Source organism: Phenylobacterium montanum (genome assembly GCF_018135625.1).
GTDB classification, from domain to species: Bacteria; Pseudomonadota; Alphaproteobacteria; order Caulobacterales; family Caulobacteraceae; genus Poindextera; species Poindextera montana.
The window spans coordinates 4,879,884-4,905,899 of the sequence record NZ_CP073078.1 but is presented as its reverse complement, the minus strand read 5'-3'; the positions used below and the strand labels follow the sequence as shown (position 1 = coordinate 4,905,899).

Annotated in this window: 19 protein-coding genes; 7 read left to right on the top strand and 12 right to left on the bottom strand. The window is 69.2% G+C overall.

The annotated features are described in order from the left end of the window. The first annotated feature begins 31 nt into the window (after positions 1-31). The 3 genes from KCG34_RS22435 to KCG34_RS22425 are packed head-to-tail and all read left to right on the top strand — an operon-like array spanning position 32 to position 3,950. On the top strand, positions 32-1,318 hold the full coding sequence (locus KCG34_RS22435) for an NAD(P)/FAD-dependent oxidoreductase (protein WP_211937820.1): 1,287 nt from the start codon (positions 32-34) through the stop codon (positions 1,316-1,318). After that, complete coding sequence (locus KCG34_RS22430) at positions 1,315-2,517, top strand: M24 family metallopeptidase (protein WP_211937819.1); 1,203 nt, start codon at positions 1,315-1,317, stop codon at positions 2,515-2,517. Before KCG34_RS22435 ends, KCG34_RS22430 begins: the two co-directional genes overlap by 4 nt. Positions 2,518-2,561: 44 nt before the next feature. Further along, positions 2,562-3,950 carry a peptide MFS transporter gene (locus KCG34_RS22425; protein WP_211937818.1) on the top strand — a complete coding sequence of 463 codons (1,389 nt, stop codon included), beginning with the start codon at positions 2,562-2,564 and terminating at the stop codon, positions 3,948-3,950. 6 nt (positions 3,951-3,956) lie between these two features. Here KCG34_RS22425 and KCG34_RS22420 read toward each other — a convergent pair whose 3' ends face one another. The 3 genes from KCG34_RS22420 to KCG34_RS22410 all read right to left on the bottom strand — a co-directional run bounded on the left by KCG34_RS22420 (position 3,957) and on the right by KCG34_RS22410 (position 9,938). Continuing rightward, positions 3,957-5,741, bottom strand: coding sequence for a glycoside hydrolase family 9 protein (locus KCG34_RS22420; protein WP_249138119.1), 1,785 nt, complete (start codon positions 5,739-5,741; stop codon positions 3,957-3,959). A gap of 146 nt (positions 5,742-5,887) precedes the next feature. Then, positions 5,888-8,602: a TonB-dependent receptor gene (locus KCG34_RS22415; protein WP_211937816.1), complete on the bottom strand. Its 2,715-nt coding sequence runs from the start codon at positions 8,600-8,602 to the stop codon at positions 5,888-5,890. Between the two features lie 85 nt (positions 8,603-8,687). Continuing rightward, the gene (locus KCG34_RS22410) at positions 8,688-9,938 is read right to left on the bottom strand and encodes an ROK family transcriptional regulator (RefSeq protein WP_211937815.1); all 1,251 of its coding nucleotides are present in this window, start codon (positions 9,936-9,938) and stop codon (positions 8,688-8,690) included. A gap of 109 nt (positions 9,939-10,047) precedes the next feature. Here KCG34_RS22410 and KCG34_RS22405 point away from each other — a divergent pair, with 109 nt between their 5' ends. Both KCG34_RS22405 and KCG34_RS22400 read left to right on the top strand, forming a co-directional pair. Next, a complete protein-coding gene (locus KCG34_RS22405; RefSeq protein WP_211937814.1) occupies positions 10,048-11,016 on the top strand; it encodes a carbohydrate kinase family protein in 969 nt (322 codons plus the stop codon). Next, positions 11,013-12,269: an MFS transporter gene (locus KCG34_RS22400; RefSeq protein WP_211937813.1), complete on the top strand. Its 1,257-nt coding sequence runs from the start codon at positions 11,013-11,015 to the stop codon at positions 12,267-12,269. Before KCG34_RS22405 ends, KCG34_RS22400 begins: the two co-directional genes overlap by 4 nt. Positions 12,270-12,278: 9 nt before the next feature. On the opposite strand, the gene KCG34_RS22395 is transcribed toward KCG34_RS22400, so the two are convergent. Continuing rightward, positions 12,279-14,552, bottom strand: coding sequence for a DUF6600 domain-containing protein (locus KCG34_RS22395; RefSeq protein ID WP_211937812.1), 2,274 nt, complete (start codon positions 14,550-14,552; stop codon positions 12,279-12,281). Positions 14,553-14,834: 282 nt separating this feature from the next. Next, complete coding sequence (locus KCG34_RS22390) at positions 14,835-15,044, bottom strand: hypothetical protein (protein WP_211937811.1); 210 nt, start codon at positions 15,042-15,044, stop codon at positions 14,835-14,837. 199 nt (positions 15,045-15,243) lie between these two features. On the opposite strand from KCG34_RS22390, the gene KCG34_RS22385 reads away from it, so the two are divergent. Further along, entirely contained in the window at positions 15,244-16,242 is a 999-nt protein-coding gene (locus tag KCG34_RS22385) for an ornithine cyclodeaminase family protein (protein WP_211937810.1), read from the top strand. A 197-nt stretch (positions 16,243-16,439) separates the two neighbouring features. Here KCG34_RS22385 and KCG34_RS22380 read toward each other — a convergent pair whose 3' ends face one another. Further along, positions 16,440-17,102, bottom strand: a complete 663-nt coding sequence (locus KCG34_RS22380; protein ID WP_211937809.1) for a hypothetical protein — start codon at positions 17,100-17,102, stop codon at positions 16,440-16,442. A gap of 1,593 nt (positions 17,103-18,695) precedes the next feature. On the opposite strand from KCG34_RS22380, the gene KCG34_RS22375 reads away from it, so the two are divergent. Next, on the top strand, positions 18,696-20,186 hold the full coding sequence (locus KCG34_RS22375) for a bifunctional aminoglycoside phosphotransferase/ATP-binding protein (protein ID WP_211937808.1): 1,491 nt from the start codon (positions 18,696-18,698) through the stop codon (positions 20,184-20,186). A 313-nt stretch (positions 20,187-20,499) separates the two neighbouring features. Here KCG34_RS22375 and KCG34_RS22370 read toward each other — a convergent pair whose 3' ends face one another. The 6 genes from KCG34_RS22370 to murC all read right to left on the bottom strand — a co-directional run bounded on the left by KCG34_RS22370 (position 20,500) and on the right by murC (position 25,902). Next, entirely contained in the window at positions 20,500-20,970 is a 471-nt protein-coding gene (locus KCG34_RS22370; RefSeq protein ID WP_211937807.1) for an Hsp20/alpha crystallin family protein, read from the bottom strand. 108 nt (positions 20,971-21,078) lie between these two features. Beyond that, a complete protein-coding gene (locus KCG34_RS22365) occupies positions 21,079-21,504 on the bottom strand; it encodes a host attachment protein (protein ID WP_211937806.1) in 426 nt (141 codons plus the stop codon). A 151-nt stretch (positions 21,505-21,655) separates the two neighbouring features. Continuing rightward, positions 21,656-22,639 carry a zinc-dependent alcohol dehydrogenase family protein gene (locus KCG34_RS22360; RefSeq protein WP_211937805.1) on the bottom strand — a complete coding sequence of 328 codons (984 nt, stop codon included), beginning with the start codon at positions 22,637-22,639 and terminating at the stop codon, positions 21,656-21,658. 23 nt (positions 22,640-22,662) lie between these two features. Continuing rightward, the gene (locus KCG34_RS22355; RefSeq protein WP_211937804.1) at positions 22,663-23,493 is read right to left on the bottom strand and encodes a universal stress protein; all 831 of its coding nucleotides are present in this window, start codon (positions 23,491-23,493) and stop codon (positions 22,663-22,665) included. 88 nt (positions 23,494-23,581) lie between these two features. Further along, positions 23,582-24,487 carry a UDP-N-acetylmuramate dehydrogenase gene (gene murB, locus KCG34_RS22350; RefSeq protein WP_211937803.1) on the bottom strand — a complete coding sequence of 302 codons (906 nt, stop codon included), beginning with the start codon at positions 24,485-24,487 and terminating at the stop codon, positions 23,582-23,584. Then, entirely contained in the window at positions 24,484-25,902 is a 1,419-nt protein-coding gene (gene murC, locus KCG34_RS22345; protein WP_211937802.1) for a UDP-N-acetylmuramate--L-alanine ligase, read from the bottom strand. Before murC ends, murB begins: the two co-directional genes overlap by 4 nt. Positions 25,903-26,016 lie beyond the last annotated feature (114 nt).

Sequence of the window (26,016 nt, the reverse complement as noted above, 5' to 3'; positions counted from 1 at the left end):
ATACGATCTGAAAATCGGAGGTAAAGGCTGGATGCAGGCTCGGGCCGATGTGGTGGTGGCGGGAGGCGGCCTGATCGGCCTGGCCTGCGCCCTGCGGCTGCGCCAGGCGGGAGCGGAAGTGCTGCTGGTCGATCCGGAGGCTTCGCCACCCCCGGCCTCGTTCGGCAACGCCGGCCACCTGGCGACCGAGCAGGTCGAGCCGCTGGCCTCGCCCAGAACGCTAGCCTCGGCGCCGCGGCGACTTTTCGGTTTCGGCGGCCCTCTCGATTTCCGCCTTACCGACATCGGTGATTGGGGACCCTGGGCGCTGAGCCATGTCCGCGCCAGCGACGCGGCCACCTTCGAGCGGGGGCGGCGGGCGCTGGGCGCGCTGATGGCGGGCGCCCTGCCGGCCTGGCGGCGACTGGCCGAGGCGCTGGGCGATCCGGGGCTGGTGCGCGAGGACGGACACGTTGTGGTCTGGGAGCGATGGAAAAGCATGGCGGCGGGCCTGGCCGCTTGGCACGGTGCAGATATCGGCGAGGCCAAGTTCGCGGCGCTGAAACCCGACGCGCTGGCGGCGGTTCAAGAACGTCTAGCCCAACTCTTGGCAGGCGGAGCGCGTTTCACCGGTACGGGACAGATCGACGATCCAGCGCGGCTGCTGAGCAGACTGGGCGGGGCTTTCGCAGCGGCCGGAGGCCAGCGGATACAGGCTCGGGCTCAGGGGCTGTCGGTTAGCGACGGTCGAGCAGTGCTGAGCCTCAGCGACGGCCAACGGCTCGAACCCGGACTGATCCTGGTCGCCGCCGGGGTCGGCTCGCGCGCCCTGATGCGACAGGCCGGGCACAGCGCGCCCCTGATCGCCGAGCGCGGCTATCACATCGAGGCGGCGGCGCCCGGCTGGGGCGAGCCGCCGCCGGTGGTGTTCGAGGACCGTTCGGTGATCGCCACCCGCTTCGGCCAGCGGCTGCGCCTGGCCGGCTTTGTCGAATTCGGTCGCGCCGAGGCGCCGCCGGACGCGCGCAAATGGGCGCGGCTGGAGCGGCACGCGCGCGAGCTGGGCCTGCCGTTCGAGGGCCCGATCAGCCGCTGGATGGGCGCGCGGCCGACCCTGCCCGACTACCTGCCGGCGATCGGGCGGAGCGCCCGCGCCACCAACCTGGCCTACGCTTTCGGCCATCAGCATCTGGGCCTGACCCTGGCGGCGACCACCGGTGAGATCGTGGCCGCCATGGCGCAGGACGCCGCGCCGCCGGTCGACCTGGCCCCCTTCGACATCGACCGGTTCGCCAGGGCCGGCTACAGCAATTCTCAGCGCAAGGAGACTTCGACATGACCCAGGGCGTCGGCGGTTCGACGGCGGAGGCCGAACTGAAGACCCTTGCCCCGCCGCCGGGGCGGCCGCCGGCGATCCAGCCTGCCGAATACGCGGCGCGGCTGGCCAAGGCGCGGCGGCTGACCGCGGAGACGGGCGCCCAGGCCCTGTTGATCCACGCCGGCGACAGCCTGCGCTATTTCACGGGCGCCGCCTGGAGCCCCAGCGAGCGGCTGGTGGCCATGCTGCTGCCGGCAGATGGCGCGCCGGTGATGATCTGCCCGGCCTTCGAGCTGGGCTCGCTGAAAGCGTGCTTGGTCGTCGATGCGGATATCCGCCTGTGGCATGAGCACGAGCCGCCCGCCGCCCTGATCGCCCAGGCGCTGGCGGCGATGGGCGCGAGCCGCCTTGCCGTCGATCCCGCCCTGCCCTTCGGCGCTTCGGAGGCGTTACGCGGGGCCGCACCCCAGGTGGAGCTGGTGAGCGCCGCCCCCGTGGTCGATGGCTGCCGATCCATCAAGTCCGAGGCCGAACTCGCCTGCCTGCGCTACGCCAAGGGTCTGACCTTGGAGGTCCACCGCCGTGCCGGGCGCATCCTGCGCGAGGGCATCACCACCGCCGAGGTGCGCAGCTTCATCGACGCCGCCCACCGCGCCCTGGGCGCCGACGGCGGCTCGACCTTCTGCGCGGTGCAGTTCGGCGAGGCCAGCGCCTATCCGCACGGCCTGCCGGGCGAGCAGAGCCTGAAGGCGGGCGAGCTGGTGCTGATCGACACCGGCTGCCAGGTGCACGGCTATCACGCCGACATCACCCGCACCTATGCGTTCGGCGAGCCGAGCCCCGAGCAGCGCCGCGTCTGGGCGATCGAGAAGGAGGCCCAGGCCGCCGCCTTCGCTGCGGTTCGGCCCGGCGTCCCATGCGAGGCCATAGACGCCGCTGCGCGGGCGGTGCTGGAGGCCCACGGCCTCGGGCCGGACTACGCCCTGCCCGGCCTGCCGCATCGGACCGGCCACGGCATCGGCCTGTCGGTCCACGAGGCGCCCTATCTGGTGCGCGGCGACAAGACACCGCTGCAGACAGGCATGTGCTTCTCCAACGAGCCGATGATCGTCGTGCCCGAACAGTTCGGGGTGCGGCTGGAGGACCATTTCCACGTCACCGAGGACGGCGCCGCCTGGTTCACCCGGCCCTCGACCTCGATCGACGAGCCGCTTTCCTGAAAACCGCCTATAGCTTGCGTGACGCGCCACTGGCAGGAGACTTCGTGAGCGACGATCCGTTCGAACTGGCCATCGAAAAGGCGGCGCCGGCCTCGGCCGAGAAGACCTTCTTCGGCCAGCCCCCGGCCCTGGCCTACCTCGCCTTCACCGAGGCCTGGGAGCGGTTCTCCTTCTACGGTCTGAACAGTCTGCTGGTGCTCTATATGAGCCAGTGGCTGCTGACGCCGGGCCACATCGAGCACGTCGCCGGCATAGGCGGTTTCCGCGCGGCGCTTGAGCATATGTTCGGCCGGTTGACCACCCTCGGCCTCGCTTCGCAGATCAAGGGCCTCTATTCCGGCTTCGTCTACTTCACCCCGGTGCTGGGCGGGCTGATCGCCGACCGGCTGACCGGACGACGGGCGGCGGTGGTGGCCGGAGCGCTCCTGATGAGCGCCGGCCATCTGGCCATGGCCTTCGACGCCTCGTTCCTCTTGGCGCTTTCGCTTCTGATCACCGGCTGCGGCCTTTTGAAGGGCAACATCTCGACCCAGGTCGGCGAGCTTTATCGCCAGGACGACGGCGAGGGGCGCACGCGCGGTTTCGCCATCTTCTCCATGGCGATCAACTTCGGCGCCGTGGGCGGGCCGCTGCTCTGCGGCCTGCTGGCCCAGATCTGGGGCTGGCACGCCGGTTTCGGCCTGGCCGGCGTGCTGATGCTGCTGGCGCTGGCGACCTATCTGGCCGGCTATCGCCACCTGCCCGCGCCGCCGGCCAAAACGGCGAAGGTCGCGGGCGATCAGGCCGTCGGCCGCAACGAGATCGTGGTGGTGCTCGCCCTCTTCGCCATCATGGCGCTGAGCGTGTTCCAGTCGGTGGTCTACTATCAGAACACCAGCATCGGCCTGGTTTGGGTCGATAGCCATGTCGACCTGCATTTCCTGGGCTTCCTGGTGCCGGTCGCCTGGTTCGGCTCGATCGACCCCCTGACCTCGATCCTCTGCGCGCCGCTGCTGTTCGTGCTGTGGCGCTGGCAGCATGATCGCGGGCGCGAGCCGGACGAGATCGGCAAGATCGCTGTCGGCGCCTTCATCGCCACCGCCGCCAACCTGATCCAGGCCCTGGCCAGCCTGTCCGGCGGCCGCGTCTCGGTGCTGGCGCCGGTGGCCTACGACATCCTTCTGGGCGTCGGCTTCCTCTACTACTGGCCGACCCTGCTGGCCCTGGTGTCCCGGGCGGCGCCGGCGCGACTGAAGGCCACCCTGGTGGGCAGCGTGTTCCTGTCGCTGTTCGTGGCCAACCTTCTGATCGGCTGGATCGGCGCCTTCTACGAGACCATGACCCCGGCGGCCTTCTGGGGAATGCAGGTCGCCATCGGCCTGGTCGGCGGGGTGCTGATCCTTGTCCTGAGGCCCAGCCTCAACCGGCTGGTGCTTGGCGAGCGGGCGAGCTGAGGACGGCTACTTCGCCTCCTCGTCCCCCTCCAGGGTGCACAAGGCCAGCATCAGCCAGGCGGCGTGCGGGATCCATTGCTCGTTCCAGCGCCAGTTCTCGCTGTCCGGGCCGTGGGCGAAGTCTATGCCGCGGCCCTCGTCGTCGCCGACCCGCCCGGTGATCCCGTTGGAGACCCCGCCGACCAGCATGTGGCCCGAGCTGTCGGCATAGGGCGGGTTCTTGCCGCCAAAGCCATAGACCATGCTGACGTCGAACGGGTTGCGGCCCAGGGTCCAGTCCATGCGGTGCTGGGCCGAGGCCGCCAGCTGCGGCGTCACGCCATAGGCCGGGCCGGTATCGCCGGCTGCGCGGCCGCCCACGGTCGCGGCCACGGTCAGGGAGGCCAGGCGCGCGCTCTCGCCCTGCCACCAGTATTCGGTCTCGTTGGCGTGGGGCATGAAGAAGCCGGTGGCGATCGGGCCGCGCGCGCCGTTCTTGAAGGTGCGGAAGGTCTGGCGCGGATAGTCGAACGGGTTGTAGGCGGCCTGGTCCAGCGCCTCCTGCGCCGCCAGCGCCCGGGCGATGGTCGTCTTGACCTTGGTCTTGAGGTTCGCGTCCTGGGCGATGCGCAGATATTCGGCCAGGGCCAGCACCGGCAGGCCGGCGTCGGCGGCGTGAAAAAAGGGCCGGTCCGTATCGTCGCTGCGCCACCAGCCGTCGGCGGTCAGGCGCCCGGCGAGGCTGGCCGCGCGCTTGTCGGCGGCGGCGAGGTAGTCCGCCTTGCCGGTCGACTTGTAGAGCTCGGTCGCGGCCAGGAGAGCCGCGTAGTCGTCGATGATGTTCTCCTTGCCGTCATCATCGTAGCGCAGGTTGTTGGCCTGGAGGTGGGCGAAGGCGCGCTCGGCGTCGGCCAGATAGGCCTCGGCCGGATAGGCGCCCTGGCGGCCGGTGGCCTTGGCCAGGCGATAGGCGCGGGCGAGGCCGGCGATGGCGGACCCGCCGCCTTCGCGGAAGGCGGCCTGGTAGTCCTTGGTGAAGACGCCCTTCTCGCCGACATAGCCCACCACCTGCCGCTCGGCCCCCGGATGGCCCCAGCCATCGAACACGGTCATGTAGAAGAAGCCCTGGGCCGACAGCATCCGATGCAGGAAATCGGCGCCCCACAGGGCCTCGTCGGCCACCGCCTGGTCGACGCCCAGCGCCTTCAGCCGGCTGGCTGCAGCGTCGTGCGAACGCGCCAGGGACCAGACGGCGAAACCCGCCTGCTGCGGGTTGAAGAAGTTTGCGTAGGACAGGTGCGACAGGTACTTGCCGGTGTCGCCGCCGGCGTCCATCCACCCGCCCCAGACGTCGACGAACTGGTCCGTGCCGAACACCCGGCGATGATGGTCGCCCTCGTCCCACCAGCGGCTTTCGTGGAAATAGGACAAGAGGGCCGGGGCAAGGGCCTTGAACTGGGCGTCGTCGGCGACGGCGATATTGTTGGTCTCGTTGGAATAGACGCCGAATTTGACCCTCAGCAGATAGTCGCCGGGCTGGGTCAGGCTGCTGAAGTCGGCCAGGTAGTAGCGGTGGTTCCTGGCCCACTCCGGCAGGGGCGGGATCGGCTTCAAGGGCGCGGTCATCACCACATGGCCGTGGTTCAGCACGATGAACTGGCCGGAGAGCTTGGTCGGCAGGGTCTCGATGATCGCCGACTTGGGCCCGGTCGATTCCAGCGCCACGCGGTTGACGTGGACCTCGATCTGCGGGTCCGGCGGCAGCTTGCCGGGCAGGAGATCGCAGGCGGCCAGGAGGGTGGCGGCCGCCAAGACTGCGATCGTGCATGGTTCGAGACGCGTCTCTGCGGGCCGCTCCTCACCATGACGAGTTTCTTTGCGCCCCCTAAACCTCGTCATCCTGAGGAGGCCGCGCAGCGGCCGTCTCGAAGGACGCAGGGCCGGCTTGCCGCCCGCCCTCACAGGGAGAACCTGAGGCCGAGGAAGAACTGGCGGCCGTTGGAATAGAAAGCCTGGGGCTGCGCGGCGTTGGAATAGTATTTCAGCACCGGGTTGTTCAGGTTCAGGCCGTCGAACTCGAACGAGACGTGGTCGTTGATCTTGTAGTTCAGCGAGGCCGCCAGCGTGCCCTGCGAGCCCTCGTACTGCGGCGTCACATTGGACAGGCCCACCAGGAAGGACGAGCGGTATGTGTAGGCGATGCGGGCGCTGAGGCTCTTGTTCTCATAATAGAATTCGGCGTTGGCCGTGCTCTTGGACGAGCCCACCAGGGCGAGGCCCTGCGAGGTCTTGCCCTCGGCGTAGGTGTAATTGGCAAGCGCCCCGAAGCCCCAGATCAGGGGCTGCTGCCAGGAGAGCTCCACCCCCTCCTCATGCGCCGCCACGTTGATCGGCGAGGTGATCAGGAACTGGCGAATCTGGTCCAGCGAGGTGTCGAGATAGGGTCGGTAGCTGGCGCCGAAGGCCACATAGGTCGGCATGTCCATATAGAACAGCCCGACCGAGAGGATCGACTGCGGCTTGAAATACCATTCCAGGCCGAGATCGTAGTTGGTCGAGCGGATCGGCTTCAGGTCGGCGTCGCCGCCGGAACCCGTGTGGTCGAGATTGTTCAAGGTCACCGCCGGCGACAGGGCCGAATAGTCCGCCCGCGACAGGGTCTCGGAATAGGCGAAGCGCGCCACCAGGTCCTTGGTAATGTCGTACTTGAGGTTCAGGCTGGGCAGCAGCTTGGTGTAATCGTGCTTGACCGAGGCTGGCACGAAATTGCCGTTGAGATCGACGTTCCAGGAACTGGAAAGCTGGTCGGTATCGACCAGCCGGACGCCAAGGTCGCCGCTGAGCCGCTCCCAGCCGAAATTGGCCATCACGTAGCCGGCGGCGTCCTTCTCATCGACCGTGAACTCGCCCTGGTAGTTCGGACCCAGGTTGACGTTGTTGTAGGTCTGCTCCCAGGCGGCGATGTCGTTGGGATTGAGCACCCAGAAGTGCGACAGAAAGCCGGCGTCGACGCCGAGGCCCTGGCCGAAATTGCTGGGCGAGACCGTGCCGCGCCAGGCGGGCATGGGCAGCACCACCTGGGGATTGGTGTAGCAGGTGCTATTCGGATCGGCCGAGCAGCCGTAGTTGGCCTGGGTGTCGGTGCGCTTGTGCTCGGCGTAGCGCAGGCCGAACTTGACGGTCTTGATCGGCCCCAGATCGAGTGTCCAGGCGGCGTCGGCCTGGCCGTAGGTCTCGGAGTCGGTGACGAACACCGAATCCGACCAGCTGCCGCCGTTCACGACATGGTTCGGGTCATGGAAGTTGGTCGGATCGAGGCCGGGGAAGGACACGTCGGCCGGCCGTGAGGTCCCGTGCATGGTGTAGACCAGCCCGGCGTTCACCAGAAAGGCCTCGTAGCCGTAGTCGTGCGGGGTCTGGCCCGTGCCGCGGGTGTAGCCGGCCTGGGCGGTGACCAGGAGGTTGTCCGTCGGCTGCCAGCGCACATCGAAATCGAGATAGCCGGCCGAGGAGCCGGCGTTCGGGCGGTAGATGGAGTCGCGCACGCCGGGGAAGGCGAGGTCTGCGCCGGGATTGGGATCGGTGGGATCGTAGCCGGGATTGGCGAAGCTGGCCGCCTCCAGCGTACCGTTCTTCAGCACATAGCTGGTCGGGACCTGGTTCGCCCCCAGCATGTTGACCGGGCTGGCCATGAAGTTGGTGTCGAAATTGGTCCCTTCGAACTTGGAATAGAAGCCATTCACGTCCAGCTGCAGCTTGTCGGAGGGGCGCCATTGGACATCGAACAGCCCGCCCTGGCGGGTGCTGTGCTGGGTGAAGGCGGCCGAGCCGATCTGAGTCGGATAGGCGACATTGGCCAGGTCCGGATGGGCCAGGGCCGCCGGCGAGGCCGGGTCGATGGTCGCCGAGCCCAGGAGGAACAACTCCTGGCCGTCGCGGCGCTCGTGCCGGGCCTCGTAGAAGCCCTGGACCAGCACGCCGAAGGTGTCGCTGTCGTTCTTCCAGCTGATCAGGGCGTTGCCCTGCGGGTCCGCCTCGTCGGGCAGGTCGGCATAGAGCGACTGGACCAGGCCATTGAAGGTGAAGGGCTGCTTGAAGTCGAGGGGCTTGCGGGTGACGATGTTGACGTTCCCGGCCGTGCCGCCCTCGATATAGTCGGCCTGAGAACTCTTCTGCACCTCGACCGAGCCCACGATCTCTGACGGCAGCAGGGTGAAGCTGACGCTGCGCCCGACCGTACCGGCCTGGTCGCCGATGTACCAGTCGCCGGTGGCGATGGTGTGCCCGTTGACCGTGGTCTGGGTCAGGCTGGGATTGGTGCCGCGTATCGAGACCCGGTCGTTTTCGGAAAAGCCGCCCTCGCCACCCGATCCCGAGCTGATGTTGACGCCTGCGATACGCTGCACCGCGTCGGCCACGTTCTTGTCCGGCAGCTTGCCGACCTCCTCGGCGCTGACCACGTCCATGACCGAGATGGCGACCCGCTTCTTGGCCAGGGACTGCTGTTTCGAGGCGCGGATGCCGGTGACCACGATCTCCGACACGGTGGTCGGCGCGCTCGATGCGGCGGGGGCCGACTGCTGGGCCAGGGCCGGCGCCGCCAGCGCCGCCTGCAGCGCGGCAAGCGAAGCCACCGCCAGCCAGGCCGCCCGCCGGTCAGTTCTGCGTCCCATGCTCATCCCCCTCGCGGATCGCGGCTTCCCTGGCGGGCGACCTTACGTCATGCGCGGAGGCTGTCAATAATACTTCTATTAGATGTTATTTTTCATCGCGGGTCACGGCCAAGGCCACATGGGCCGGGTGGTGCGCCAGGGTGGCCGCGGCGGCGTGCAGGCGGGGCGAGAGCAGCTCGTAGATCGGCAGCACCGCCGCGCCCAGAAGCGCACTGTCGCCATCCTGCTCGGAGATCAGGATGCGCAGGGGCGAGGCGCGCCGCACCGAGGGGCGCAAGGGGCCGGCCTCGGCCACCAGCCGGTCCCACAGGAGCCGCGGCCCGGTGCCGCCCAGCACCACCGCCTCGGGGTCGAACAGGTTCTCGATCATGCAGATGGCGTCGCGCAAGTAAGGCCCGGCCTGGCGGCACCAGCCGACCGCGTGTGGGTCTTCGGCGGTCAGCAGGGCCTTGACCGTCTCGGCGCCGAGCTCGGGCGCCACGGCGCCGTGCATGTATTCCGAGAGGGCGTGCAGCGACAGGTAGCGCTCCAGGCACCCTTCCGAGCCGCAATAGCAGGGCCGCCCGCGCGGGGCGACGGGCACATGGCCGATCTCGGTGGCGTTGCCGGCGGCCCCGCGATAGGCGCTGCGGTCGACCAGCAGGACGCCGCCCAGGCCCACGCTGAGGTGCAGGTAGAAGAAGTCGCTCAAGGGCGCCGCGACGCCGAACAGCATCTCACCCAGGGCCCCGGCGACGCTGTCGGTGTTGTAGAACACCGGCAGACCCATGGCCTGCTCCAGGCTGGTCAGGAGCTGCAGGTTGCGCCAGCCCTCGAAGGCGGTCGGGCCGACAAAGCTCATGCCCGGCACGTCGAACGGGCCCGGCAGAGCCACGCCTATACCCCAGAGACGCTTGGGGTCGCGCGCCCTGGCCATCAGCTCGCGGCTGAGCCGGGTCATCACCGCCAGCACGCGGTCGGGGTCGGAGGTGTCGAACCGCTCCTCGTCACGCGCCAGCACCTCACCCACCAGGCTGACCAGGGCGGCGGAGACCCGTTGCGGCTCCAGGCTGAAGCCGATGGCGTCGCCGCCCTCGGGATTGATGGAAAAGGCGATCGGCGGCTGGCCGCGCACCCGCCGGCCGGTGATGCGCTGTGAAACGATCAGGCCCAGGCTCTCCAGCTCCTGGGTGATGTTGGCCACCGCCTGGGGGCTGAGGCCGACGCGGTCGCCGATGTCCTTGCGTGAGGCCTGGCCTTCGCGGCGGATCACGTCCAGCACCACGCGCCGGTTGAACGACGCTCCCGACTGCTGGGTGGCGCCGAGGCCGCCAGTGCTGTCCTCAGTGTTCGCCATAAGCCCCCGACCCGGCCATTTCTTCCAATCAGTGGTTATTTATTGACCCCTGTCGCACGACAGCCTAGCATCGCGCAACAACCGGAACCAACGCGCGGACAGGGGCGGAATGGACGACAAGGCCGGCATGCTGACCATCGTCGGCGACGTGGGGCTCGACCTGGTCCTGGGGCCACTGGCCAGTTGGCCCGCGCCGGGAGCCGAGGTGCTGGTCGACCGCAGCGAGATGCGCGCCGGCTTCAGCGCCTGCAACGCCGCCCTGGCCGCCCGCCACCTGGGCCAGCCCTGTCGCCTGGTGGCCGACCTGGGCGACGACTATTTCGCGCACTGGCTGGCCGACCGCCTGCACGGGGTCGAGACCGACCTGAAACACCTGTCCCGGGCCACCACCCTGACCGTGGCCTTCGCCCATCCTGACGGCGAGCGCAGCTTCATCACCACCCGCGGCCACCTGGAGTCAGTGACCTGGGATTCGCTCGCCCCGCGCATCCCCAAGGCGCCCGAGGGGGCGTTCGCCCTCCTGACCGGGATATATCTGATGCCTCAGGTGCGGGCGCGCTTCGCCGAGGCCCTGGCCTCGCTGCGCGCCCGCGGCTACCGCACCGCGTTCGACACCGGCTGCCCGACCGAGGGCTGGACCGCGGCGGTGCGCGCCGAGGCCCGCGCCTGGCTGGCCCACTGCGACATCCTGCTGTTGAACGAGGCCGAGATCACCGGGCTTTCCGGCGATGCCGACCTGGAGCCAGCCCTGCGCCAGCTCTCGGCCTTGATGCCGGAAGGCGCGATTGCAGTGGCCAAGGCCGGCTGGCGCGGCGCGGTCGCGGTCAGCGGCGACCAGCTCTACGAGCATGGCGCACCCAATGTCAGCGTGTTCGACACCGTGGGCGCCGGCGACAGCTTCAACGCCGGCTTCCTGGCCGCCCGCCTGGCGGGCCTCGGCGTCGAGGCGGCCCTAGGCGTCGGCAGCGCCACAGCCTCGACCATCATCGCCCGCTTCCCGCGCGAGCAGATCGCGCCGGGCGAACTCAGCCACCTGCTCGCCGCCCCGACCGGCGGGGCCACGAGGACCTCGGCATGAAGCGCGCCTGGTGGGTGGTCGGATATCTGATGGTGATGTGGTTCGTCATCTCCTTCGTCACCAACATCATCGGGCCGCTCATGCCCGAGATCATCAAGGACTTCGGCCTCAGCCTGGCCCTGGCCGGGTTTCTGCCCTTCGCCTTCTTCGTCGCCTATGGCGTGGCCTCGATCCCCGCCGGCATGCTGGTCGAGCGGATCGGCGCCAAGCGAACCATGGCCCTGGCCCTGGCGCTCAACCTCTGCGGCGCCGCAGCCTTCGCCGCCTTCCCCAGCTACCTGATGGTGACAGCAGGCCTGTTCGTCATCGGCGTCGGCATGGCCATGCTGCAGGTGGTGATCAACCCGATGATGCGCACCGCCGGCGGCGAGGAGCATTTCGCCTTCTTCTCGGTGATGGGGCAGTTGGTGTTCGGCCTCGCCTCCTTCGTCAGTCCCCTGGCGTTCTCGGCCCTGATGACGCGGGCGGCCAAGGCGCCGGGCGAGGCCCTGTTTTCGCTGGCGCCGCGCGCCATGCCCTGGGTCAGCTTCTACTGGCTGTTCGCGGCCCTGTTCCTGGCCGCCCTGGTCCTGACCCTGCTGATGCGCATCCCCGAGGTGGAGCTGAAGGAGGACGAGCGCGCCGGCGGCTGGGCGACCCACCGTGAACTCCTTAGCCAACCCATGGTCTGGCTGTTCTTCCTCGGCATCGCCGCCTATGTGGCCACCGAACAGAGCCTGGCCAACTGGATGAGCCAGTTCCTGGCCACCTATCACCACGTCTCCCCGCTGGGCGAAGGCGCGGCGGTGGTGGGCCGGTTCTGGGGGCTGATGGCGGTAGGCTGCGCCGTGGGCCTGGTCCTCCTGAAGCTGTTCGACAGCCGCAAGGTGCTCTGCGGCGCGACGCTCCTCGCCATGGGCGCCCTCCTTGTCACCCTCTACGGCGAGCGCGAGACCGCGATCCTGGGCTTCGCCATGATGGGCTTCTTCCTGTCGGTGATGTTCTCGATCGTCTTCTCGCTCGCCCTGAACTCGGTTCCGCGCCACCACGGGGCGTTCTCGGGCATCCTCTGCTCGGGCATCCTGGGTGGAGCGTTGGGCCCCCTGGCGGTCGGCGCCCTGGGCGACCAGGTGGGCCTGAGGAGCGCGATGCTGCTGATCCTGGGAACCCTCGCCTATCTGTTCTTCATCGGCGTCTGGGCCCGGCCGCTGATCGCCAACGCCACCCTCGGCAAGGCCGAGCAACGCCCGGTCCCGGCCGAGGAGATGGCCTGACGAGCCGCCTCAGCGCTGCGGCGGCTCTGGCCGCTTCTTGTCTTCCTCATTCTGCGGCGGCTTGGGCCGTTCCGCAGGCTTGGCCTGGGCGGGCGGCGGGACAGCTGGCCTGGCTTGGGCCGCGGAGGGCGGCGGCGCGACCGGCCTGGCTTGCAGCGCGGCGGGAGGCGGCGGCGCGGGCCGAGGCGGCGGCGGTCCGTAGCCCGGTGAAGGCGCCGGGGTCCGCGGCGCAGCGGAAGGCGGGGCCGGCTGGGCGGCCGGAGGCCTTGCCGGCCCATAGGTCGGCGACGGCGAGGCTGTCGGCGGCGCGGGCCGAAGCGGCGGCGGTCCGTAGCCCGGTGAAGGCGCCGGAGTCCGCGGCGCAGCGGAAGGCGAGATGGGCTGGGCGGCCGGAGGCCTTGCCGGCCCGTAGGTCGGCGACGGCGAGGCTGCCGGCGGCCTGGGCTGGGCGAGAGCCGGCGCCGGAGCCTGCGGCTGGGGCGCCGGCCTGACAGGCGCAGGGACGGATGGCATAGGCGCTGGCCTGGCGGCCGGCCCCGAGGTCGGCGGCAGGGCCGAGGGCGGGATCTGCGGCATGCGCCGGGGCGGAACGTTCGGCGTTGCGGCCTGGGCAGGCGGAGCCGCGGCAGGCCCAGCCGCAGCCGGCCTGGCGGTATAGCCGGGCGGCGGCGTCACAGTGCTCGGCGGCGGCGGGCCACGGCGAGCCTGGGCGGCGGGATTGGCCAGCTGGGCCGGCGCCACCATCGCCGGGCGCGGCGCTCCAGCCGGATGCGGGGCGGCGATCGCGGCCCCGGCGATCGGCGGCGGATGCGCCCCGCCGCTGGACGGTTGGGCCACCACCGCGGCCCGGACCGCCTGCAGCCGCGCAGGCGGCGGGGCGGCGTGGACCACCTGCGGTATGGCGGCAGGCCCGCCCGCAGCTGCAGCCGCTCCGACGCCCGGCCGGACGAAAGCGGCGGCGCGGGCCTCAGGGGTCGGCGCCGGCAAGGGCCGGCTGGCGGCCGCGGCCACCGGCGCGCTGGCCAGCATCTGTGCCGAAACCGGCACCACCGCCTTCTGCACCGGCGCCCCGCGGGCGAAGGCGTCCTGGCGCACCACCACCGCCGCCGGAGCGTTGCGGTAGTTGTTGACGGTCACGTTGTTCACCGTCGTGTTGTTGACGGTGATGTTGTTGATCGTGGTCCGGCTGACATTGGTCACGTTGACCTGGCGGATATAGGTGTCGCTGACCTGATAGCTGGGGCGATAGACCTCGCCCGGCGCCAGCGGCACCCAGCCCATGGCCTCGCCGCCGCCCCCGCCGCCGATGCCGATCCCGACGCTCCAGCCGTGGCCGCCGACAAAGGCCACCATGGCCGGGGCATAGACCGGCTCGGCCGCGACCGAACCCGCCACCCAGCCCCAGCGCCCGCCGACCTGGGCCCAGCGGCCGTAGTGGAACGGCGCGAAACCCCAGGGCTGGTCGTCGATCCAGGTCCAGCCCCACGGCTGCACATAGGCCCAGTGGCCATAGCGATAGGGCGCCCAGTCGGCCGGCACCTCGCGCGGGAACCAGACCTGGCCATAGTCGGGTGTGTACTGATAGTCGCCGTAGCGGCCCAGTTCTTCCGAGCCGGTCAGGGCCGGCGAGACGTCGTCGCGCCAGCTCCAGTTCTCGCGGGTCTCGCGGTCGTGCGCCCAGTCGTCCAGGGCGGCGTACTGCAGCTCGACCGGCTGCGGCGCATAGCCCGGGTCGATCACCATGGCCTCGCCGGCGTTCACCGCCATCAGGCCGTCCGGGCCCGGCGCGCCCGACTCGCCCTCGAACGTGGTCACCGCGACCTCAGGATAGGAACCGTCGGGCTGCGGCGCGCCGACGTCGATGCGGTAGAGGCCGGCATAGTCGATGCGCACGTCGCCGGCCGGGGTCGAAATGCTGATCCCGCCGCGCGGAACCCGCCAGACCCTCAGCTCCAGCGAGCCCTGGGCCAGGGACAGGCGCGTCTGGCCATAGTCCAGGCTCACCACGTCCAGCTGGGTCTGGCTGTCCAGCCAGGCCTCCATCGCCCCGATCTGCAGCTCGGCCCGGCCGCTGTCGCCGGTCCAGAAGGCCTCGCCCTGGGCCACCGGATAGTTGCGGCTGGCCTCGGTCCAGAAATCCTCCTGCGGCGGCTGCAGCGAGACCGCGCCGTCGACGTAGGAGATCCGGCCCACGCGCGCCGGAGGATCGGCCAGGGCGGCGGCGGCCAGGGCGCTGGCGGCGCAGGTGGTCATCAGCCCAAGGACCAGGGAACGGATCTTCATGGCGCGGTCTCTCGTTTGACGTAGCCGCAGGGTCGATCCTGGGCGATGAACCCGACCTGAACGATTGTGTCGTTATCGAAATCCAATAGCCAGCCCCTCACAGGCTGTTTTGGAAATCGCAGTGGTGACGCCGCTGCGTGGTTCGAGACGCGCCCCTTCGGGTCGCTCCTCACCATGACTGGCTTTTGTGCAGCCCACCCCACCTCGTCATGGTGAGGGCTCGCGCGAGCGAGCGTCTCGAACCACGCAAACCAGCTCATGCGTCCTTGTTCAAACGGGCTCTCAGTGGGCCAGCGCGTCGGCGGCCGAGCGCAGGGCGGCGGAGGCCAGCTCGCGCGCCTTGTCGATGATCTCCTGCTCGGGGATCGCATAGAGGCCGCCGGGCCGCGGCAGCACGATCTGGACCATGGCGCCCTCGGCGGTGAACACCGACACATCGACGCCGGTCGGCCCGACGCTGATCGTCGGCGGCAGTTCCAGGGGCTCGGTCATGACAAATCCTTTGACGGTTACTATACCCCCCGCCTTTTCGTGGCGCGGTGTGCCCCGCCGCGATAGGTCGTTGCAAGACAAGGTTTTTTGAAGGCCGCAAGGGAACCTCTGCGGGGCGGCGCAGCAAATCGGCTGGCGTTTTAGCAATGTCCGGCCGACTGTTCGCGGCATCCGGAAACCTTGTGGGTCCCGCTGCAACATGAGCCACCGAACGGTCCAGATCCGCGTGCTGAACGGCTCGGACATCCGCGCCCTCCTGCCCATGGCCGAATGCATCGACCTGATGGGGACCACCATGGCCGCGGTCAGCCAGGGCCGCGCGGTGATCCCCCTGCGCTCGGTGATCCGCCTGCCCGGGGGCAAGGGCATGTTCGGGGTGATGCCGGGCGCCCTGGCCGAGCCGGACGGCTTCGGCGTCAAGCTGCTCAGCCTGTTCCCCGGCAATGTAGCGGACGGCTATTCCTCGCACCTGGGCCTCGTCATGCTGTTCGAGCCCGAGCACGGCCTGCCCGTCGCGATGATGGACGCCGCCGCGATCACCGCCATCCGCACCGCCGCCGCCAGCGGCCTCGCCACCGGCCTGCTGGCCCGCCCCGACGCCGGCGACCTCGCCATACTGGGCGCCGGCGAGCAGGCGCACACCCATCTCGAGGCCATGAGCCTGGTGCGCCCCCTGCGCCGGGTGCGGGTCTGGGCCCGCCGCCCCGAACAGGCCACAGCCTTCGCCGAGGCCGAAGGCCGGCGCCTGGGCCTTGCCATCGAAACCGCGGCCCGCGTGGCCGAGGCGGCCCGGGGCGCCGACCTGATCTGCACCCTGACCGGCGCCAAAGACCCGATCCTGACCGGCGAGATGATCGCCCCCGGCGCCCACCTGAACGTGGTCGGCTCCAGCGTGCCCAGCGCCGCCGAGATCGACACCAATGCCCTGCTCCGCGCCCGCCTGTTCGTCGACCGGCGGGAATCGACCCTGAACGAGGGCGGAGAATTTCGCCGCGCCGTCCAGGCCGGCGCCCTCGACGAAAGCCACATCCTGGGCGAGATCGGTGAGGTCGCCACCGGCGCCGTCCAGGGCCGGCTGAGCGAAACCGACATCACCCTCTACAAGTCCCTCGGCATCGCCGCCCAGGACCTGGCCAGCGCGCACCTGGTGCTGGAACGGGCGCGCGAACAGGGGCTGGGACAGGTGATCGAAATTTGAGTTTTGGTTGGTTGATCGAGGTCCAATTTTTGAGCCGTCATCCCGGCCGCAAGCCCGCGCAGCGGGCTGGAGAGCCGGGACCCAGCACCCCCGCCCCAGACGTGCTACTATGCAGCGTCAAGGTCAGTGCGGCTGGGTCCCGGCTCTACGCTGCGCTCCGGCCGGGATGACGTAACTTTAGAAACGGAGAAGGGAAATTACGGCGCCCCAGCCAAGGGCGGCGGCCGAAACAGCCGCACATAGGCCCCATCCGGCGCCACGAACGGCGAAGTCTCGTCGCCATTCGCCATCTCCTGAACCGCCCAGGCCTCCCTGGCCAGATGCACCCAGTTCACCGGGATCTCCAGATCCCGGCAGATCATCTCGATCACCACGCCGATCGGCTTGGAGAGGACATCGCCGTAGATGTCTTCGTCGGAAAGCCGCTCCCAGACCCGCCCGCAGAGCCGCTCAGCCTTCCAGGCCGTGGCCTCGTCATCGGCCACCACCCGGTTCACGATCCGCGCGATCCTTCGCCGACGCTTATCCAGCGGGTCTTCCTGCGGCGCCGCCTCCGTGACGCGAACGCACCCAGCCTCCAGCGCCGCCAGGTCCTTGACTGCCTTGGTCTGCAAGGCGAGCGTCAGCCGCACCGCCCGGGTGACTTTCTGGAACGCCCGATCCAGCCCCTCGGCGTTCCCGCCGGCCGCCGCATCCTCGACGGTCCTCTGCGCTAGGGCCTCGGCCATCCGCGTCCCGGCTTCCGCCAGCCGGTCCAGAAACGCCAACTGCCGCTCCGCCACCCCACGCGCCATCGCCGCCGCGGACACGGGGTCCGCCGCGGGGGCGTCGTCGAAGTCGGAGGGTTCGGGCTGATGCATGATGTGACATATAGGAACATTTTTCGACAAGCTTGTCAACGTCGGCTCTCGCACAAGGGGCGACGAATATGCGCCATGAGTTGCCGTTGGCTCGAGTGCGGACTCTCGCCGTCAGCGACCTGTATCCATCGCCAACATAGCGAGAAAAAGGGCGTCATTCATGACGGCTCTCAAGCTTGAAATTGGATGCTTGCAGTGCAGATTTTGGGCCGTTATCGAACACTAGAAGCTTGTGAAAGTTGGCCTGTCAGCAGCTTGAAGAAATGAATTAACGAATCGCGCAGGATGTATCGATCTGCTCGCGCAGGGTGTATCGATCTGCACCTCCGTAATAACGGGTTGGTTGTTCACCTTATACCAGACACGAATTGATAATTGTGCAGGCACGGGTCGTCGACACTACAAGTTCTACTGCCAAAATCAGGCCCAAGCGCCCACTTGAAGCGGTTGCTAAAGCCGGTTGTCAAGGGATCACTGGTTAACTCTATCGTCGCCGATTGAAGGCTTACTCCAGATCCAAATATGGACTGGAGGTCAGTTGGGTCCACATATTGGGCCGACAACGGATTGTTCAGATCGCGTAGCATCACGAGAGGCGGCATCTCCTCCCGCGCTAGAGGTGATGGCTCTACCGTTCGGGTTTCCCGCCGAGAGGGTGATGTATCGGCAAGCCCGAATTTTGTAGTAAGAATAGGGTATGCACCGCCCATCCATCTCGGTTTACTGGGGTCGGCCGGCACTGCAAGCCCCGCCCCGCTTATGAGACCAAAGAGCACGCGGCCACGACCAAGATCCACTACAACAGCCTGCCCCTTCGGGGCCTGATGAGCCATGTCGCCTTGATCAATGCTCTGGGCAGTCCAGGTGCGCACTTCCGCGACGGTCGAGCCTCTATGGAGCTGCCCGTTATCGTTCACGACGAGGGTCAATCGGTATCGATATGTGTGCACATCGCGCTCGCAGCCAGCGCAAGCGAGTAAAGTGCCAATCAGAAGCGCTCGCCGGATCAAACTACTGTTCCCTGAAGCTGCGCGGCATCTGGTCGGTCAACGGCTTGAGGAAATATCGTCGTAAGGAACATGCATGGCCAGATATGCTACCGTAGCAATCTAAACGCGCAATCAAAGTCGGCTGACGCACGTATTCAGCCGCCCCGTGCCGGTTTGGTATCTGCCGCTCGGGAAGCCTGGGGCTCCGACGCCGAAAACGGACTGGTCGCGCGGCTGCACGGGGTGGTGAGCTGCCCTGGGGACATGCGCCGAAGGTGCGTGTCCCCATGTTGGTCGAGCGATTTGACTCGTTCCCACGCCCCGAAGTCGGCAGGGGACACGCACCTTCGGCGCATGTCCCCGCCAAGCCGCCCCGTCATTCCGAACTTCCGGGTAGGGTCGTTCTTACGCCTTGGCGCAGTTCCAGAAACTCGCCCTTCGCCAGGCACGCGGCTTCGAATTACGGTGACATCGCGTAATTGAGGTAGGCCCATCCCCCGCCTCGCTTGACGCGGCGCCGGCCTGCGCTGACCCTGATCAAGGCCGCCCACGGATTGGGACGTCAGGCTGAGCCTGCAGCCGCCCGCATCCGATCGAGGCCGTCATGCCGCCGGACATACCTCTGAACCCAGTTCAGGCCCCGACCGTCTCCGCCCTGGAAAGCGGCGCGGCCACCGGCGAACCTGGCCCGCTGAAACGTATCGACACCCACATGTCGCACCTCTTCCTGGGCCGCGACCACGCCTACAAGCTCAAGCGCGCCCTGCGCCACCCGTTCGCCGACCTTTCGACGCTGGAGGCGCGGCGGCGCCTGTGCGAGGCGGAGTTGGAAGTCAACCGGCCCCTCGCGCCGGGCCTCTACGAGGCGGTGTTCCCGGTCGTAGGCATGGCCGATGGAAGCATCCGCGTCGGCGGCTCTGGTCCGCCGCTGGACTATGTGGTCCGCATGAAGCGCTTCGAAGACCGCGCCCTGCTCAGCGAACTGGCCGACGACGGCCGGCTGGACGCGGGCCAGGTGGAGAGGACGGCGCAGCGCGTCGCGGCGTTCCATCGGACCCTGCCGCCCCACCCCGAAACCGGACGCCCGCCGGACTACCACCGCATCATCGAGGGCCTGGGCCAGACCGAGGCCGAGGCTGCTCAGGCCATGGGGCTTGAGTCCGCCTCCGAGCCGCTGCTGTCGCGGCTCGAGCAAGAGCTGGCGCGGCGCGGCCCCCTAATCGAGGCCCGCCGCAAGGCCGGCAAGGTCGTGCGCGGCCATGGCGACCTGCACCTGCGCAATATCTGCCTCTACCGGGGCGAGCCGACCCCGTTCGACGCGCTCGAATTCGATCCGGCCCTGGCCACCGGAGACCTGCTCTACGACGTCGCCTTCCTGTTCATGGACCTGAGGGCCCGCGGCCTCGACGCCCTGGCGAACCGGGCGATGAACGCCTATTGGGACGCCGCCGGCGAAGGCGAAGACGCCCTCGCCCTGCTGCCGCTGTTCACGGCCATGCGAGCAGCGATCAGGATGGCGGTCTCGGTGGAGGCCCGCGACCTGGCGCAGGCTGCGCGGTACAGGGCCTTGGCCCATGCCCTGCTGCAGCCGTCCGAGCCGTTGCTGATGGCGGTCGGCGGGCTATCGGGGACCGGCAAGACCACCCTGGCCCGCGCGGTCGCACCCGGCCTGGGCGGCCCCTGTGGCGCGCGAATCCTGAGAACCGACGTCATCCGCAAGCATGGCCCGTCCCAGGCGGACCCTTATGCGCCCCAGGCGCGCACGGATGTCTATGCGCGGATGGCCGAGCACGCCCGCGCCGCTCTGGATGCAGACGCAGCTGTCATCGCCGACGCGACCTTTCAGGACGAGGCGCAGCGAGACGCCATCGAACAGGTGGCGGAGGGCGCGCGTTTCGTCGGTGTGTGGCTGAAAGGCTCGATGGAGGTGCGGCTGAGCCGCGTGGCCGGTCGCCACGGCGACGCCTCGGACGCAGGGCCGGCAGTCGCCGCCTCGCAGACCGAACCCACAGACCTAGGTCCAGCCTGGCGCGTGTTCGACGCCGACCAGCCGACCGAGGCGCTCGCCGAAGCGGTGCTGGCGGTGGTCGAATAGGCGGCATGGATGGAGCGGGGATTTGCTTGAATCGGGGGCGAACCGGCCGTCGGTGATCGGGCCTGGAGCAGGTTGAGTTCAGGTAGACTCAAAAATCCGCTCATCCCGGCGAATGCCGGGACCCAGATCACAAGGCTCCGCCCGTTGGGCTTTTCCCTGGGAGCGCAACATTCGTTGACTGCGCCATAGGATCTGGGTCCCGGCATTCGCCGGGATGAGCGGTATTTGTTATAATTCACCTTGCTTTCAACGGGCTCCAGGCTCGACGCGCTACAGCTTCAGACGCTCCCGCCCGCATCGCAGCGGCGACCGATCAGGCGGCGGCCTGGACCGCGATCTTCTTCGGCTCGGCCTTGGCCGCCATGGGGATGGTGACCTTCAGCACGCCCTTGTTCAGGGTGGCCTTGATCGCCTCGGCCTTGACGCCGTCGGGCAGCTGGACCGAACGGGCGAACCCGCCGTAGCCGCGCTCGACGAAGTGGTAGTTCTTGTCCTTCTCCTCGGATTCGAACCGCTTCTCGCCGCGCAGGGTCAGGACGCCGTCGGCGACGGTGACCTCGACATCCTTCTCGTCGATGCCAGGCAGTTCGGCGGTCAGTTCCAGGCCGTCCTTGGTCTCCGCCATGTCCATGCGGCACTTGACGTCGGTCAGGCCGCGGCCGGTGGTGAAGGTCGGCGCGAAATCGTCGAACAGGCGATCGACTTCACGCTGAAAGGCGCCGAACAGGTTGTAAGCCGGCCGCGCAACGGCCGTGGCTTGTTTGACGGGCACTTGGGCGTTCATCTCAGATCCCTCCTCGTGAGGAACCCCGAAAGCTCGGGGCGAGAGAACCATCGCGCCCTTTGAGCGGCGGCGCCTTGACCTCGAGCAAGGCCGCCGCTCGCGGAGGCCTTATCCGTGCTCCAACGGGCGCAGCCAGGCCATCAGTTCGTGGTCGGGGGTCTTGGTCAGGTCCTTGGCCAGGGTCCCGGCCAGCTTCTCGGTGGCCGCCCCCTTCAGGTGCTGGGTGATCTCGGCCAGGGTCCGGTCGGGCGCCACCACCACCAGCCGGTCGAAGCCGCCGTTGCGCGCCGCCACGTTGATCTCCTCCGCCAGTTCGCGGGCGAAGCGGGCGTGGTGTTCCCGGGTCGCATGCTCCGGCGGCGGCATGGTGTAGTGCTCGGCGCCCTCCAGCGTGGCGCCGGTCTCCCCGTGCAGCAGCGGCTCGGCCTTGCGGTCCATGGTGGTGACGAAGTCGTCGGCGTGGTCCGAGCGCGTCACCCAGCGCGCCCGGGCGCCGTCCGCGATCACGAACTGGGTCCGCAAGGCCTTGATCATGGGGATGCTCCTATCTCCGCTCGTCGAAACGACTGCCGGCCCCGAAGGGCTCCGGCCACGCACTGGGCGTACTTGTGAAGTACACGGATGGCGATCGGACCCGGCATAGTAGCGGGTCTTGGGACCCCTGTCCCGATCGGCCGCCATTCGGTCATGGGACCAACACCGCCGCGCCGTCGAAGCGGCCGGCCCGGAGGTCTGCGAGGGCGCGGTTGGCGTCCTGCAGCGGATAGGCGGTGGTGTGGGTGGCTATGCCGATGCGCGGCGCGAGCCGAAGAAACTCGAGCCCGTCCTGGCGGGTCAGGTTGGCCACCGAGACCAGGCGCCGCTCGCCCCACAGCAGGGCGTAGGGAAAGGCGGGAATGTCGCTCATATGGATGCCGGCGCAGACCACCCGCCCGCCCTTGCGCACGGCGGCCAGCGCCACAGGCGCCAAGTCCCCGGCAGGGGCGAAGATGATGGCGGCGTCCAGGGGTTCGGGCGGCGCCTCGTCCGACCCGCCGGCCCAGACGGCGCCGAGGCTGCGGGCGAAGGCCTGGCTGGCCGTATCGTCGGGCCGGGTGAAGGCGAACACCCGCCGGCCCTCCCAGACGGCGACCTGGGCGATGATGTGGGCCGCGGCGCCGAAACCGTAGAGGCCCAGCCGGTCGCCCTCGCCGGCCATGGAAAGCGCCCGCCAGCCGATCAGCCCGGCGCACAGCAGCGGGGCCAGGGCGATGTCCTCGCCAGCCTCGCCCAGGGGAAAGGTGAAGCGCGCGTCGGCGGTCACCGCGGTGGCGTAACCCCCGTCCCGCGTGTAGCCGGTGAAACCGGGGTGGTCGCACAGGTTCTCCTGGCCCGTGCGGCAGTAGGGGCAGGCGCCGCAGGTGTGCCCCAGCCAGGGAACCCCGACCCGCTGCCCGATCGCAAACCCGGCCACCCCCTCGCCCAGGGCTTCGACACGGCCGACGACCTCGTGGCCCGGAACGATGGGATAGACCTGGTTCGGCAGTTCGCCGTCCAGCACATGCAGGTCGGTGCGGCAGACCCCGCAGGCCGCAACCCTGACCCGGATTTCGCCCGGGCCGGGCGAGCGATCGGGCCGCTCGGTCCATTCGAGCGCCCCGCCCCGCTGCTTCAGCACCATGGCCCACATGACGCGCCTCCGTCCGGCGGCGGTTAGTGGGAGAGCAGAGCGCAGCGGCTCGCGCGCAGCAAGAGGTCGTAGGTCACCCCGCCCAGCACAAGCTCGCGCATGCGGCTGTGGCCATAGGCGCCGGCGACGATGAGATCGGCGTTGATCTCGGCAGCCAGGGCGCTCAGCCGCTCGGCGTCCTCGCCGCGCGACTTGACCGTCCGCGTCTCGGCCTCGATCCCGTGCCGGGCGAGCCAGCGGGCCACGTCGGCCAGGCGTCCGCGGGCGGCGGCTCCGTCCGGCTCATGCACCACCTCGGCCACCATCACCTGTTCGGCCTTCTGCAGGACGGGAACGGCGTCCATCAGGGCGCGGCGCGTCTCGCGCGTGTCCTTCCACCCGACCAGGGCCTGCTTCAGCGGCAATCCGGCCGCTTCGGCCGGGACCACCAGGACCGGCCGTCCGCACTGCATGACGAGGTCGCCCACGTCCACGTGCCGCGCCGTGTCGAACAGGGGCGCCGGCAGGGCCGGCCCGGTCACCACCAGGTCCGCGCACCGCGCCTCGCGCGTGAAGAACTCGCAGAGCGGGCCGAAGGTGACCAGGGACCGCCATTCCAGGCCCTGGGCGCGGCCGCGCAGGACGGCCTGGAACTCGGCCTCGGCCTTGGCGATGTCCTGGTCGATCTCGGCGCGGTCCTGCTCGATGACCTCGGCGGCCAGAAAGCCGTCGCCGTAGAGCATCTGCACCGGCTGGCAGGCGACTGCGCCCACCACCGCGGCGCCCAGCCGCTCGGCGACATCGCCGACGACCTTGAGAAGTCCGGCGTTGGATCGTCCAAGGTCCAGCCGCACCAGGAGGGTGGGTAGGCTCATGCCCGGCTCCGCTCGAATGGGGTGTCGAGCGATTAGCTGCGCCGCACCGACGCCACGCCTTGATCAGGATCAAGGCTGCGATCCGATCTCAAGCTTTTCGGGGCCGGCCGATGCGCTTGATCTCCCAGTCGAGCTGGACGCCGAACCGGGCCTTCACGTCGGCGCGGACCGTCTCGCCCAGGCCCTCCAGGTCGGCGGCCGAAGCCTCGCCGGTGTTGATCAGGAAGTTGGCGTGCTGCTCGGAGAACTTGGCCCCGCCCACCAGCCTGCCGCGCCAGCCGGCGGCGTCCACCAGCCGCCAGGAGCTGTCTCCGGGCGGGTTCTTGAAGGTCGAGCCGCCGGTCTTTTCGCGGATCGGCTGCGAGGCCTCGCGGCGGGCGGTGATCTCGGCCATGCGCGCCTCGATCGCGTCCGGGGCGTCCGGGCGGCCCTCAAAAGTCGCCAGCAGCCAGATGATGTCCGCCGGGGCGGCGTTGTGGCGATAGGTATAGCCGAAATCGGCCAGGGCCAGCCGCCGCTCGGCCCCCATGCGATCGACGCCGATGGCCGAAACCAAGACGTCCTTGGTCTCCGAGCCGTAGCAGCCGGCGTTCATGGTCACCGCCCCGCCGATCGTCCCAGGCACCCCGGCATAGAACTCCAGTCCCGCGATCCCGGCCTTGGCGGCAGCCCGGGCCACGGCCGAGTCGAGGGCCGCGGCGCCGGCGGTCAGGCGCAGGCCCTCCGTCTCGATCCCGGCGAAGGCGCGGCCCGCGAGCCGGATCACCACCCCCTCCACCCCGCCGTCGCGCACGATCAGGTTCGAGCCGACGCCGATCACCGTCACTGGGACCTCGGCCGGCAGGGCGCGCAGGAAGGCGGCCAGGTCCTCGGCGTCCGCCGGCAGGAACAAGACCTCCGCCGGCCCGCCGACCCGCAGCCAGGTGAACGGCGCCAGCGGCTCGTCCCGCAACAGGCGGCCGCGGACGGTCGGGAGGTCCTGACGCCAGCTCACGCCCCCACCAGCGCCTCCAGCTGCCCCGGCAGGGCGTAGGCCCAGGCGGTGATGTCGCCGGCGCCGAGGCAGACCACCAGGTCGCCGGCCTTGGCCTCGGCGGCCACCAGGCCGGCCAGGCTCGCCGGGCTGTCCAGGGCGACCACATGGCGGTGGCCCCAGCGGCGCAGGCCCTCGACCAGGGCGTCCTTGTTGGCCCCCTCGATCGGCGCCTCGCCGGCCGGATAGACATCGGCCACGATCACCACATCGGCGTCGTTGAAGCAGCCGCAGAACTCGCCGAACAGGTCGTGCAGGCGGCTGTAGCGGTGCGGCTGAACCACGGCGATCACCCGCCCCTCGGGCGTCACCGCCCGGGCGGCCTTGAGCACCGAGGCGATCTCGACCGGGTGGTGGCCGTAGTCGTCGATGATGCGGACCCCGTTCGCCGTCCCGGTGGTGGTGAAGCGGCGGCGCACGCCTTCGAAATGGTCCAGCCCCTCGCGGATCGCCTCGTCCGAGACGCCCAGTTCGCGGGCTACGGCGATGGCGGCGAGCGCGTTCAGCACGTTGTGCTGGCCGGCCATGGGCAGGCGCAGGTCTTTCAGGGTCACCGGTTCGCCCTTCAGCGGCGTGACCAGCACGTCGAACTTCGCGCCCTCCGGCCCCATGCTGATGTTCAGCGCCCTGACCTCGGCCTGCGGGTTGGTCCCGTAGGGGATCAGCCGGCGGTTCTGCACCCGCGCGGCCATGGCCTGGACTTCGGGGTGGTCGGTGCAGACGGCCGCGAAACCGTAGAAGGGGATGTTCTCGACAAAGGCCTGGAACGCCTTCTTCACGGCTTCGAAGTCGCCGTAGTGGTCCAGGTGCTCGGGGTCGATATTGGTGACCACGGCCACGGTCGACTTCAGGCGCAGGAAGGTGCCGTCGCTCTCGTCGGCCTCGACCACGATCCAGTCGCCCTCGCCCACCTTGGCGTTGGTGCCATAGGCGTTGATGATGCCGCCGTTGACCACGGTGGGATCCAGGCCCCCGGCGTCCAGGAGGCAGGCGACCATCGAGGTGGTGGTGGTCTTGCCGTGCGTGCCGCCCACGGCCACCGAGAACTGCAGCCGCATCAGCTCGGCCAGCATCTCGGCCCGGCGCACCAGCGGCAGGCGCGCCTCGCGCCCGGCGACCATCTCGGGATTGTCGGCCTTGACCGCGGTGGAATAGACGATCGCCGAGGCGCCCGCGACATGGGCGGCGTCGTGGCCGATGAAGATCTTCGCGCCCAGCTTCTGCAGCCGCTCGGTGTTGGCCGAGGCCTTGGCGTCGGAGCCCTGCACCGTATAGCCGATGCGCAGCATGATCTCGGCGATGCCGCTCATGCCGATGCCGCCGATGCCGACGAAGTGGACAGGACCGAGGTCGAAGGGGACGGGGCGACGATTCATGCGCGGGGCTCTAGACCATTTTTCGCCCCGGCGACAGCGCGCCAATGGCGCCCATTCTGGGCGAATCGACACGCATGCGGCGATTCACCCTCTCGATTGCGCTCAGAATTTTAA